The sequence below is a fragment of the Paracraurococcus ruber genome (assembly GCF_004353985.1).
GTDB classification, from domain to species: domain Bacteria; phylum Pseudomonadota; class Alphaproteobacteria; order Acetobacterales; family Acetobacteraceae; genus Paracraurococcus; species Paracraurococcus ruber.
Map to the genome: position 1 here is coordinate 1 of NZ_SMOA01000164.1, position 12,962 is coordinate 12,962.

The window sequence follows — 12,962 nt, forward strand, 5'->3', positions numbered from 1 at the left end:
GCCCGGCGCGGCCCGCCGCCGCGCCCCCGGCCGCCCTGGCCGCGGCACCGGCGGGGCCCGGGACCGACCCGGTCTACGAGGCCTGGATCCAGCAGGCGGACACGCTGGACGCGGCCGACCGCGCCGCCATCCGCCGCCACATCGCCGCCCTGCCGCAGCGGCCGCTGATTTCCGTGGTGATGCCGGCCTATGACACGCCGGCGCCGCTGCTGCGGCAGGCCATCGCCTCGGTGCGGGCGCAGCTCTACCCGCACTGGGAACTGTGCGTGGCGGACGACGCCTCGCCGGCGCCGCATGTCGCGGCCATCCTGACCGAGGCTGCGGCGGCCGACCCGCGCATCACCTGGCGCCGGCTGCCGCGGAACCACCACATCGCGGGCGCGACCAACGCCGCCATTGCCCTCGCCAAGGGCGAATGGGTGGCGCTGATGGACCATGACGACCTGCTGCCGGAACGCGCCCTGTACGAGATCGCGGTGGCCGCCGCGGCGCATCCGCAGGCCGAGGTGATCTATGGCGACGAGGACAAGGTGGACGGCGCCGGGCGCCGCCACACGCCCTACTTCAAGCCGGATTTCGACCCCGACCTGCTGCTCGGGCAGAATTTCGTCTGCCACCTCGCGGCCTATCGCCGCACCCTGCTGCAGCGGCTGGGCGGCAAGCGGGAAGGCTTCGAGGGCAGCCAGGACCACGACCTGATCCTGCGCGCCGCCGCCGCGGTGGGGCGCGACCGCATCGTCCATGTGCCCGCCATCCTGTACCACTGGCGGCACCTGGAGGCGGGGGGCAGCTTCTCCCAGGGCCAGCTCGCGGCCTGCGTCGCGGCCTCCCGCCGGGCGGTGCGCGACCACCTCGCCTCGATCGGCGCCGGCGCCGCGCAGGTGGTCGCCAACCCGGCCGAGCCGAATTGGAGCCGGGTGATCTGGCCGCTGCCGACGCCGGTGCCGCGCGTCAGCATCATCGTCCCGACGCGCGACCGGGCGGACCTGCTGGAGCGCTGCGCCCGCGGCATCCTGGCCGAGACCGACTATCCCGAGATCGAGCTGATCATCGCCGACAACGACACGGCGGAGCCGGCGGCGCTGGCGCTGCTGGCGCGGCTGCGGCAGGACCCGCGCGTGCGGGTGCTGCCCTGCCCCGGCCCGTTCAACTACGCGGCGATCAACAATGCCGCGGCGGCGCAGGCGACCGGCGAGGTGCTGCTGCTGCTGAACAACGACATCGAGGTGCTGGAGGCCGGCTGGCTGCGCGAGCTGGTGGCGCAGGCGCTGCGGCCGGATGTCGGGGCGGTCGGCGCCAAGCTGCTGTATCCCGACGGCACCATCCAGCATGCCGGCGTGCTGCTCGGCATGGGCCGGTTCCGCGACGGGCCGGGCGTCGCCGGGCATTTCGGCCTGCATGCGGCGGGCAGCGAGATCGGGCCCTTCGGCCAGTATGTCCTGTCGCGCGAATTCGCCGCCGTCACCGCCGCCTGCCTGGCCATGCGCCGATCGGTGTTCGAGGCGGTGGGCGGGCTGGACGCGCGCAACCTCGCGGTCGCCTTCAACGACGTCGATCTCTGCCTGCGGGTGCGGGAACTGGGGCTGCGGGTGGTCTGGACGCCCTTCGCGCTGCTGAAGCACCACGAATCGGCCTCCCGCGGGCTGGACACCGATCCGGCGAAGGCGGAGCGTTTCAATGCCGAGGCGGACTACATGCGGCGGCGCTGGGGACCGGTGCTGGACCAGGATCCGTTCCTGAACGCCAACCTGTCGCGCGAGGGGCACCTGGCCGCCATCGCCCTGCCACCGCGCCGGCCGAAGCCCTGGGCGGCGCATCTCGGCGGCGAATGGCCGGTGCCGGAAGCGCATAACGACCCGGACGACAGGCCGCTGCGCGCCTCCGCCTGATCCCTGCGCCAGGCGATTGGACAAGCGGCGCGGGACGCGCTTGGCTGCACGCGATGCGTGCGGCCGGGCCGGCCGCCGCTCCAAGGGCATGGAGGGAACGGATGCGGGCAGGAACTGCCGGGGCGGCCGGCAGGGTCGCGCCGTGAGCGGGCTGGAGCGGCTGTTCCGCGCCCGCTCGGTCGCGCTGGTCGGGGCGACGGAGCGGTCCATCTGGTCCACCGCCGCCTTCGCCAATTTCGCCCGGCTCGGCTTTCCCGGCCGCGTCTTCCCGGTCTCCCGCAAGGGCGGCATGGTCCATGGCCTGCCCGCCGCGGCGTCCTGCGCCGCGATCGGCGAGCCGGTGGATGCGGCGCTGCTGATGGTGCCGGAAGGCGCGATCGCCGAGGCCTTCGCAGACCTCAACGCCGCCGGCATCCGCAACGCCGTCGTGCTGACCTCGGGCTTCGCCGAGATCGGCGTCGAGGGCGCGGCGAAGCAGGAAGCCCTGCTGGCGGCGGCGCGGGCGGAGGGCGTGACGCTGCTCGGCCCGAATTGCCTCGGCTTCATCAACTATGCCGACCGCGTGCCGATCTGGACCACCCAGCCGCCCCTGCCGGTGCTGCGCGGCGGCCGCATCGCCGTGGTCTCGCAGAGCGGCGCGACGGCCGGCTTCCTCGCCGGCTTCGCGCATCGCCAGGGCATCGGCCTGTCCTACCAGGTCTCCACCGGCAACGAGGCCGATGTGAACGTCGCCCGGGTGGTGGATTTCCTGGTCGAGGACGAGGCGACCAGGGTCATCGGCCTCTTCCTCGAGACCGTGCATGACGCGCCGCTGCTGGCCGAGGCGGCGCGGCGGGCGCTGGCGGCGGGCAAGCCCATCGTCGCCATCAAGATCGGCGCCAGCGAGACGGCGGCGCGGGCGGCGGAAGCGCATACGGGGTCCCTGGTCGGCAACGACCGGGTCTTCGACGCGGTCTGCCGCCAGGTCGGCATCCTCCGCGTCCAGGGGATCGAGGAGCTGGTCTTCACCGCCGCGCTGCTGGCCAGGCTCGGGCCGGTGCGCGACCGGCGGCTCGGCCTCGTCTCCATCTCGGGCGGCGTCTGCGAGATGGCGGCCGACCAGGCGGAGGCGAATGGCGTCGCGGTGCCGCGCCTGGCCGAGCCGACGCGGGACGCGCTGCGGGCGGTGCTGCCCGCCTTCGGCACGCCGAACAACCCGCTGGATGTCACCGGCGGGGCGATGCTGGACCCGGCGCTGTTCGCCCGCAGCCTGCCCGCCTTCGCCGCCGACCCGGCCATCGGCATGGTCGCCTGCTTCATGGACGTGCCCGACACGCCGGAGGAGATCGCCGGCTATCGCGGCGAGCTGGTCCGGCAGATCGCCGCCGGCTTCCGCGCGACGGGCAAGCCCTGCGTCATGCTGAGCGTGATGAGCCGGCCGGTGACCGAGGCGGGTCGGGCGCTGATCGAGGAGACGGGCATCGCCTATCTCGGCAGCGGCATCCCCTGGGGCCTGGCCGCCATTGGCCGCGCCTGCGCCTGGAGCGCCTGGCGGGAGCGCGGCCTGCCGCCCCGCGTCGCGCCGCCGGCACCGGCGGCGGCGCGGCCGGGCAGCGAGCATGCGGCGCTGGCCTACCTCGCCTCCCGCGGCGTGCCGGTGGTGCCCGTCACGCTGGCCCAAAGCGCGGAGGCGGCGGTGGCGGCCGCCGCGGCGCTGGGCGGGCCGGCGGTGCTGAAGATCGCCTCGCCCGACATCGCGCACAAATCGGATGTCGGCGGCGTGCTGCTGAACCTGGCGGGGGAGGCGGCGGTGGCGGCCGGCTTCGACCGCATCATCGGCGCGACGCAGGCGGTGAAGCCGCAGGCGCGGATCGACGGCGTGCTGGTCGCGCCCATGCGCAGCGAACCCGGCGTCGAGCTCTTCGTCGGCGTGCTGCGCGACCCGCTCTGGGGCCCGGCCATCGCGGTGGGCCTGGGCGGCATCTGGGTGGAGGCGCTGCGCGACACCGCCATCCGCCTGCTGCCCGTGACGCAGGCCCAGGTGCTGGAGATGTTCGCCGAGTTGCGCGGCGCGACGCTGCTGGACGGCTATCGCGGCATGCCGGGCATCGACAGGGATGCCGCCGCGGCGGCCGTGGCCTGCATCGGCGATGCGGCGCTGGCGCTGGGACCCACGCTCGCCTCGCTGGAGGTGAACCCGCTGCGCGCGACGGCGACGGGGGCCGAGGCGCTGGACGCGCTGGCGATCTTCGCGGAGGAGGAGGCGTGATGGACGCCGGACGCATCCCCGTCATCATCGGTGCCGGCGAGGTCACGGAACGGCCCGCCGACGTGCTGCAGGCGCGCGAGCCGGCGGCGCTGATGGCCGAGGCGCTGCGGCGCGCCGCGGCGGATGCCGGCGCGCCGGACCTGCTGCCGGCGCTCGACAGCCTCGACATCGTCAACTCCGTCTCCTGGCCCTATGGCGACCTGCCGGCGGCGCTGGCGGGGTTCCTCGGCGTCCGGCCGCGCCGCACCGTCTATGGCCCCGTGGGCGGGGAGAGCCCGGTGCGGCACCTGCACGAGGCCGCGAACCGCATCGCCCGCGGCGAGAGCGAGGTCGCGGCCGTGGTGGGCGGGGAGGCGACGCATGCCGTCGGGCAGGCGCAGAAGCAGGGCGTGACGCTGCCCTGGACCACGCCCGACCCGAACTGGACGCGCACCCGCGGGCGGGACTTCCTGCACCCCCTGTCCGTGCGGCTGGGCGTGGCCGACCCCGTCTCGGTCTATCCCTTCTACGAGAATGCGGTGGAGGCCTTCCTCGGCCAGACGCCGGCGGAAGGGCAGGCGGAATCGGCGGAATTGTGGTCGCGCTTCTCCGCCGTCGCGGCGCGCAACCCGGCGGCCTGGCTGAAGCGCGAATACACGCCGGCGGAGATCGGCACGCCCGGCCCGGCCAACCGGCCGATCGCCTATCCCTACACCAAGCTGCAGGTGGCCAACCCCATGGTGAACCAGGGCGGCGCCATCCTGCTGTGCAGCCTGGCGCGCGCCCGCGCCGCCGGGGTGCCGGAGGAGCGCCTGGTCTATCTGTGGGCCGGCGCGGCGGCGGTGGAGCCGCGCGACTACCTCAACCGCGACCACTACCACGAGAGCCACGCGCAGAATGCCGTGCTGGACGCCTGCGCCCGCATCGCCGAGGAGGAAGGTGCGGCTTTCGAGACCTGCGAGCTGTATTCCTGCTTCCCCTGCGTGCCGAAGATGGCGGCGCGGCGGCTCGGCCTGCCGCGCGGCATGGCGCCGACCACCACGGGCGGGCTGACCTTCTTCGGCGCGCCGCTGAACAACTACATGACCCATGCGGCGGCGGCGATGACGCGGGCGCTGCGGGAGAGGCCCGGCAGCGCCGCGCTGCTCTATGGCCAGGGCGAGTTCGTCACCAAGCACCATGCGGTGGTGCTTGCCAGCCGGCCGCCCAGGACGTGGCGCCTGCCGCAGGCCTATTCGGTGCAGGCGGAGGCGGATGGCCGCCGCGGCCCGGTGCCGGCATTCGTGGAGGCGGCGGAAGGACCCGCGACCATCGAGACCTTCACCGTCCTGCATGACCGCGACGGCGCGCCGCATCATGGCGTGGCGATCCTCCGCCTCGCGGATGGGCGCCGGGCGCTCGGCCGGGTCCCGGGGACCGATGCCGACACCATCGCGCTGCTGAAGCGGCAGGACCGCACGCCGATCGGCACGCCGGGCCTGCTGCGCCCCGCGGCGGACGGGCTGCAGGACTGGTCGCCGGCATGATCCGCCGCCGCGCCGCGCTTGGCCTCGGCGCCGCCCTGGCCGTGCCGCGCCTGGCGCGCGCCGCCTTCCCGGACCGGCCCATCCGGCTGGTGGTGCCGCTGGCGCCGGGCGGGCCGACCGATGCGCATGGCCGCGTGCTGGCGGAGATCGCCGGGCGGATCCTCGGCCAGCCGGTGGTGGTGGAGAACCGCACCGGCGCCAGCGCCACCCTGGGCGCGCAGATGCTGGCGACCGACACAAGGGCCGATGGCCACCTGGTCGGGCTGCTGCCGGCCACCGTCTTCCGCCTGCCGGCGATGCAGCGGCGATCGAGCTTCGACCCGCTGCGCGACTTCACCTATGTCATCCACCTGACCGGCTACACCTACTACGTCGCGGTGCGCGCGGATTCGCCCTGGCAGGACTGGGGGCAGTTCCTGGCCCATGCCAAGGCGCATCCCGGCAAGGTCAGCTACGGCACGCCGGGCGTCGGCTCCTCGCTCCACATCACCATGGAACGCATCGCGGCGCTGCATGGCATCGAGTTCCTGCATGTGCCCTTCCGCGGCGGGTCGGACAATTTCCAGGCGCTGCTGGGCGGGCAGATCCAGGCCGTGGCGGACAGCAGCGGCATGGCGCCGCTGGTGGAGGAGGGAAAGTTCCGCCTGCTGAACACCTGGGGCGCCGAGCGGACGAAGCGCTTCCCGGCCGTGCCGACGCTGCGCGAGCTAGGCATCGACATCGTCTCCAACGCGCCCTACGGCCTGGCGGGGCCGCGCGGCATGGCGCCGGAGGTGGTGCGGGCGCTGCACGACGCCTTCCGCACGGCGCTGTTCGACCCGGCCTCGCAGCAGGCGCTGGATCGCTTCGACATGCCGCTGCTCTATCTCGGCCCGGCCGAGTACGACGGCTTCGCGCGCCGGCTGTTCGAGGAGGAGGGCGCGGCGGTGCGCGCCCTCGGCCTGCGCATCGACTGAGGGCGGCCCGCTCGGTCCGTCCGGCTGCCAGAAGGGGAGGAGAGACATGGCCGAGGCCGTGCTGTTCGAGGTGGTGGAGCCGCATATCGCGCTGGTCACCCTCAACCGGCCGGAGGCGCGGAATGCCGTGAACGGCGCCGTCGCCGCCGGGCTGGAGGCGGCGGTGGAGCGGGTGGAAGCGGATCCCGATCTCTGGGCCGTGGTGCTGACCGGCGCCGGGCCGCACGCCTTCTGCGCCGGCGCCGACCTGAAGGAGGTCGCGGCCGGCACCAGCAAGTCGCTGTCCACGGAGAAGGGCGGCTTCGGCGGCTTCGTGCGGGCCAAGCGGACCAAGCTGTGGATCGCCGCGGCGCAGGGCCATGCGCTGGCCGGCGGCCTCGAATTGCTGCTGGCCTGCGACCTGGCGGTGGCGGCGGAGACGGCGAATCTCGGCCTGCCGGAGGTCAAGCGCAGCCTTGTCGCCGGCGCCGGCGGCGTCTTCCGCCTTCCGCGGGCTTTGCCGAAGGCGATCGCCCTGCAGATGATCGCGACCGGGGAGCCGATTCCGGCGGCGCGCGCGGCGCAGTTCGGCCTAGTGAATGCGGCGGTGCCGGCGGGGGAGGTGGTGGCGACCGCGCTCGACCTCGCCCGCCGCGTCTGTGCCAATGCGCCGGTGGCGGTGCGGGAAAGCCTGGGCGTCGCCCGCCAGGCCCAGGACCTCTCCGAGGCCGCGTTGTGGGAGGTCTCGGCCAAGGCCAGTGCGCTCGTGCGTACGACCGAGGATTTCCGCGAAGGCCCGCGCGCCTTCGTCGAGAAGCGGCCGCCGCGCTGGGTCGGGCGCTGACCCGAGGGTTCCGAGGGCCTTTCGGCCCTTGGCGGATGGAGTCCGGGGAAGGCGGCGCCTTCCCCGGGAAGTCGGAGGGAATGGCATGCCAGGCAGGCTGGACGGCAAGGTCGCGTTGGTTTCCGGGTCGGGTCGCGGCATCGGCCGCCAGATCGCGTTGAAGCTCGCCAGCGAGGGCGCCCGCGTCGTGGTCAACGACCTCGACGACGGCCCGGGCGCCGAGACGGTGGCCGAGATCAAGGCGCTGGGCGCCGAGGCCGTCGCCTGCAATGGCGACGTGACGAAGGAAGGCTTCGCCGAGCGCTTCGTGCAGGCCGGCATCGACACCTGGGGCGGGCTCGACATCATCGTCAACAATGCCGGCTACACCTGGGACAACGTCATCCAGAAGATGTCGGACGAGCAGTGGTACGCCATCCTCGACGTGCACCTGACCGCGCCCTTCCGGATCATGCGCGCGGCGTCGCGCTTCATCCGCGAAGCGGCGCGGCAGGAGGCGAGCGAGGGCCGCGAGGTGTTCCGCAAGGTGGTGAACATCTCCTCCACCTCCGGCGTCTTCGGCAATGCCGGCCAGGCCAATTATTCCACAGCCAAGGCCGGCATCCAGGGCCTGACGCGGGCGATGGCGAAGGAATGGGGGCGATACAAGGTCAATGTGAACGCGGTCGCCTTCGGCCTGATCATGACCCGGCTGACCGAGGCGCCGGCGCATGGCGGCGCCACCATCGACATCTCGGGCCGGGAGATCCCGGTGGGCGTGCGGCCGGAGGTGCTGCAGACGGCGGAGAAGCTGATCCCGCTCGGCCGCGGCGGCAGGCCGGAGGAGGCGGCGGGCAGCGTCTATCTGTTCTGCATCCCGGAATCCAATTACGTCACCGGGCAGACCCTGGTGGTCGCCGGCGGCCGGCCCTAGGCGGGTCCCCGCGCGGCAGCGGCCCCGCCGCCGGGCGGTCCGCCGCGGTCGGATGGTCTCTGGGCATTGGTTTTCAGGGGAGGGATGCGCGTCCGGGCGATGCCGCCTGGACGCGGCCCGCCCCGAAGCCGCCCGCTGCGGCGGCGTGGCCGCACCCCTGCGGTTGCCAGGAACGCGCTTTCATGCCGGCTGAGTTGCGGGTATGCGGGACTTGCGGGTGCGGCGCCCCGGTCCTGCGGGCGGTGGACGGTGGCGCGCGCCCCGCCCATGTCGGGTGGTGGCGCCGGGCAGGAAGGGCAGGGTGACGGCCATGGGGGCGAGCACCCCGGGGAAGTCGGACAGCGCGGGCAGGCCACCCCCCACCGCCGGCCGCGCGGCGGAGGGCGCGACGCTCTCGGCCACGATCCGACTGCTGGTCGTCGCCGTGATCATCCTGCCGGTCATCGTCATGGGCCTCAGCGCCTGGGTCGCCTGGCGCGATGCCTGGCGCGTCGCCGCGAGCGACCTGCAGCACACCGCCGATGCGGTGGCGGAATACGGCTCGCGCGTGCTTAGCGCGCATGCGGTGGCGGCGGGGCGGGTGGATGCGGTCCTGCGCGGCCTGTCGGACGACGACATCCGGGCGGGCGAGGCGGCGCTGAACGCCGAGCTGAAGAGCCTGATCGCCGAGGTGCCGCAGGCCGAGGCGGCCTTCGTCATCAGCCGCGACGGCAGGCCGCTGGTGTCGGCCAATGTCTTCCCGGTGCCGCGGGACATGCCGGTGGCGGCCGACCGCGACTTCTTCCTCGCCCTCCGGGCGGATGGCGCGCCGGCGATCCATGTCAGCCGGGTCTATACCGGGCGGCTCGACAACACGCTGTTCTTCGCGGTCAGCCGGCGGCGGACCCGCACCGGCAACCCGGGCGTGCCGCCGGGCGGGTTCGACGGGCTGGTCAACATCTCGATCTATCCGAACCGGGTGGCGGAAGGGCTGCGCAGCCTGGTGGCGCGGGATGGCGACGCACTCGCCCTGATCCGCGGCGATGGCGAGATCCTGGCGCGCAGCATCGGGCAGACGGGGCCGGTGCGCATCGCGCCCGAAACCCGCTTCGGCGCCGCGGCGGCGGCGGGGGCGGAGCGGGCGCTGTTCACCGCCCGGTCGGCCACGGATGGGGAACGGCAATACATCGCCCTGCGGCGGATCGAGGGCTGGCCGGTCTATGCCGCCGCCAACCGGCCGCGGGCCATGATCATCGCCGGCTGGTGGAGCACGGTCTGGCAGCAGCTGATGGTGGGCGTACCCGCGACCTTGGCGCTGCTGGGCCTGGCGCTGCTGCTGCGGCGCGGGCAGCAGGGGCTGGCGGCGGCGAACCTGTCGCTGGAGGCGCGGGTGGCGGAACGCACCGCCCGCCTGGCCGAGAGCGAGGCGGAGTTCCGCGCCATCTTCGAGAGCACGATCATCGGCATGGCGCAGTCGGACCCGCGCAGCGGCCGGCTGCTGCGGGTGAACCGGCGCTTCTGCGAGATCCTCGGCCATGAGGAGGCGGAGCTGCTGGATGGCACGACCCTCGGATCCCTGACCCATCCGGAGGACCGGGCGGCGAACGAGGCCGGGTTCCGCGCCGCCATGGCCGGCGGCGGCCGGTACGAGGCGGAGACGCGCTACCTGCGCAAGGACGGCGAGGCGGTCTGGGTCGCGGTGCATGTGGCGATCGTGCGCGGCGCCGCGGACAGCCGGCCGCGGGCGGTGGTGGCCGTGGTCGACATCAGCGGCCGCAAGCGGTCGGAGGCGCAGCGCATCCTGCTGTCGCGCGAGGTGGACCACCGGGCCAAGAATGCGCTCGCGGTGGTGCAGGCGGCGCTGCGCCTGACGCCGCGGACCGATGCGGAAACCTATGCGAGGGCGGTGGAAGGCCGGGTGGCGGCGCTGGCGCGGGCGCATACGCTGCTGGCCCAGGCGAAGTGGGAAGGGGCGGGGCTGCACGAGCTGGCGGCGGGCGAGCTGGCGACCTTCCTGGTGCCCGGGGAAGCGGGGGCGGGCAGAGTGGCGCTGGACGGGCCGGCGCTGCGGCTTTCCGCCACTGCGGTGCAGGCGCTGTCGATGACCCTGCACGAGCTGGCGACCAATGCGGTGAAGTACGGCGCGCTGGGCGCCGATACCGGGCGGCTGCGCCTGACCTGGGCCTGCGACGCGGCGGCCGGGCTGCTGCGCATCCGCTGGGAGGAAAGCGGCGGGCCGCCCATTTCGGCGCCGCCGGCGCGGCGCGGCTTCGGGTCCCGCGTCATCGAGGCGACGGTGCGCGACCAGCTCGGCGGCGAGGCGCTGCGGCACTGGCGGCCGGAGGGGCTGGCCTGCGACATCACCGTCCCGCTGGCCCGGGTCAGCGGCGAGGATGCCGATCGGCTGGCGGCCGAATAGGGCCGGGCGCGCCGCGACGCGGCGTGGCGCCGCGCGAACGCCGCCGGGCCGGATGGCGGTCGCTGCTCCGGCATGGCCGATGGGCCGTGCCTCGGGCGCCGGGCACTGCCGGGCCGGTGCGGTGGCGTCGGGCCCGACCCCCTTGGTTTCCGTTCTGTGACGAACAATTAAGCTCCGTTAACCAAGATAACGGGGGCTTCATGACCATCCATCGCAGGGACCTGCTGCTGGGCGGGGCGGCCATGCTCGGAGCCGGCATCGCGGCGCCGGCGCTCGGCCAGCCGGCGGCGGCGCGCACGCTCCGCTTCGTGCCGCATGCTAATCTCGCCTCGATCGACCCCGTCTGGACCACGGCCTGGATCGTCCGGAACCATGCCTACCTGGTCTACGACCAGCTCTACGGCATGGACGAGCAGTTCAACATCCGGCCGCAGATGGTCGAGGGCCATGCGGTCGAGGACAATGGCCTGCGCTGGACCTTCACCCTGCGGGAGGGGCTGCGCTTCCATGACGGGGAGCCGGTGCGGGCGCGGGACTGCACGGCCTCCATCGCCCGCTGGGCCCGGCGCGACGCGCTGGGGCAGAAGCTGACCAGCCTGACCGCCGAGATGAAGCCGCTGGACGACCGGCGCTTCGAGATCCGGCTGACCAAGCCCTTCCCGCTGCTGCTGCACGCCTTCGGCAAGGTGACCACCCCCTGCCTGTTCATCATGCCGGAGCGGGTGGCGCAGACCGACGCCTTCCAGCAGATCACGGATGCGACCGGCAGCGGCCCCTACCGCTTCCTGCGCGACCAGTTCGTCCCCGGCAGCCGCGCCGCCTATGAGCGCTTCGCCGGCTACCAGCCGCGGCCGGATGGCGCGCCCAGCATGACCGCCGGCGCCAAGCAGGTGCATTTCGACCGCGTCGAGTGGCACATCCTGCCCGACCCGGCGACCGCCAGCGCCGCCCTGACGGCGGGCGAGGTCGATTGGTGGGAGACGCCGACGGCCGACCTGCTGCCGCTGCTGCGGCGCAACCGCAACGTCGCCGTCGACATCCTTGACTTCATGGGGCTGTTCAGCACGCTGCGGCCGAACCACCTGGTGCCGCCCTTCAACAACCCGGGCGTCCGCCGCGCCGTGCTGGCCGCCATCACGCCCGGCGACATCATGAAGGCGGTGATGGGCACCGATCCCGACCTCGTCCGCCTGCAGCCGGTCGGCGTGTTCAGCCCCAGCTCGCCCCTGGCCAGCGATGCCGGCATGGGCGCCTTCGCCCAGAGCATCGAGCGCGGCCGCGAGCTGCTGCGGCAATCCGGCTACAATGGCGAACGTCTCAGCCTGCTGGCGGCGACCGACATCCCGACGCTGAGCAATGCCGCCATGGTGGTCGGCGACGTGCTGCGGCGGATCGGGATCAACCTCGACTACGTGGCGACCGACTGGGGCACGGTGGTGCAGCGGCGGAACAGCCGGGAAGCGCCGGAGCGCGGCGGCTGGTCCGGCTTCGTGACCAATTTCTCCGGCTTCGACTTCTGGGACCCGGCGGCGCACAACCCGCTGCGCGGCAATGGCGAGCAGGGCTGGGTCGGCTGGGCCAGCAGCGCGGAGATCGAGCAGCTGCGCGACGCCTGGTTCGAGGCACCGGACCTCGCGGCGCAACAGGGGCTGGCGCGGCGGATCCAGGAGGCGGCGTTGACCCGCGACGTGCCCTACATCCCGCTCGGCCAGTTCTTCCAGCCGGCGGCCTGGCGGCGCAGCGTCACCGGGCTGATGAAGGGCCCGCCGGTGCCCTGGGGCGCGCGCCGCGCCGCCTGACGGCGGGCGACGGGGCCCCACCGCCGCTTCGGGCGTGCGGCCGGCGCCGGCCTTGGGCATCCCCCGCCGGGCAGGGGACAGCGCGTGCCCGGCGCGGGCCGCGCGGGGCAGGCCATGCCCCGCGCCTCGCGAGAAGATGTCGGCCGCCCGGCCGGCGGGCCTCGGCCGCCCGCCCCGGCTTGGCGAGTGAGTCGCCAGAGGTGGCGCCAGCTTGGCCCGAGGATCGGCCGCGCCGCCCGGCATCCATGAATCGTTCATGAGTCTGCGCCGAAAGGCGTGCATGACCCGGTCGCTCCCCAAGGAAGCACCCATGCCGGCGTCCCGGGACCGGCGGCCCCCCGCCCGGTGAGGGCGGCGCTGCCGGCCGCATCCGCCGCGGCGCTGGACGGGCGCTCGCGGCCCGCCCCGGCCCAGCCCGCCGAGGCGGCGCC

The 12,962-nt window shown here is 74.1% G+C and carries 8 protein-coding genes; all 8 read left to right on the plus strand.

Going from position 1 to position 12,962, the window contains the following annotated elements; all coding sequences use genetic code 11:
- On the plus strand, positions 1 to 1,889 hold a 1,889-nt coding region (locus E2C05_RS21985), incomplete at its 5' end, for a glycosyltransferase family 2 protein (protein ID WP_133221795.1).
- A gap of 142 nt (positions 1,890 to 2,031) precedes the next feature.
- Positions 2,032 to 4,137, plus strand: a complete 2,106-nt coding sequence (locus E2C05_RS21990) for an acetate--CoA ligase family protein (protein ID WP_200305950.1) — start codon at positions 2,032 to 2,034, stop codon at positions 4,135 to 4,137.
- Entirely contained in the window at positions 4,137 to 5,642 is a 1,506-nt protein-coding gene (locus E2C05_RS21995; RefSeq protein WP_133221797.1) for an acetyl-CoA acetyltransferase, read from the plus strand. Before E2C05_RS21990 ends, E2C05_RS21995 begins: the two co-directional genes overlap by 1 nt.
- Positions 5,639 to 6,598: a tripartite tricarboxylate transporter substrate binding protein gene (locus E2C05_RS22000; protein WP_133221798.1), complete on the plus strand. Its 960-nt coding sequence runs from the start codon at positions 5,639 to 5,641 to the stop codon at positions 6,596 to 6,598. Before E2C05_RS21995 ends, E2C05_RS22000 begins: the two co-directional genes overlap by 4 nt.
- A gap of 46 nt (positions 6,599 to 6,644) precedes the next feature.
- On the plus strand, positions 6,645 to 7,421 hold the full coding sequence (locus E2C05_RS22005; protein ID WP_133221799.1) for an enoyl-CoA hydratase-related protein: 777 nt from the start codon (positions 6,645 to 6,647) through the stop codon (positions 7,419 to 7,421).
- An 85-nt stretch (positions 7,422 to 7,506) separates the two neighbouring features.
- Positions 7,507 to 8,334, plus strand: coding sequence for an SDR family NAD(P)-dependent oxidoreductase (locus tag E2C05_RS22010; RefSeq protein WP_133221800.1), 828 nt, complete (start codon positions 7,507 to 7,509; stop codon positions 8,332 to 8,334).
- A 310-nt stretch (positions 8,335 to 8,644) separates the two neighbouring features.
- Positions 8,645 to 10,732, plus strand: coding sequence for a PAS domain S-box protein (locus E2C05_RS22015; RefSeq protein WP_133221801.1), 2,088 nt, complete (start codon positions 8,645 to 8,647; stop codon positions 10,730 to 10,732).
- A 206-nt stretch (positions 10,733 to 10,938) separates the two neighbouring features.
- A complete protein-coding gene (locus tag E2C05_RS22020; RefSeq protein WP_369127894.1) occupies positions 10,939 to 12,531 on the plus strand; it encodes an ABC transporter substrate-binding protein in 1,593 nt (530 codons plus the stop codon).
- The last annotated feature ends 431 nt before the right edge of the window (positions 12,532 to 12,962 follow it).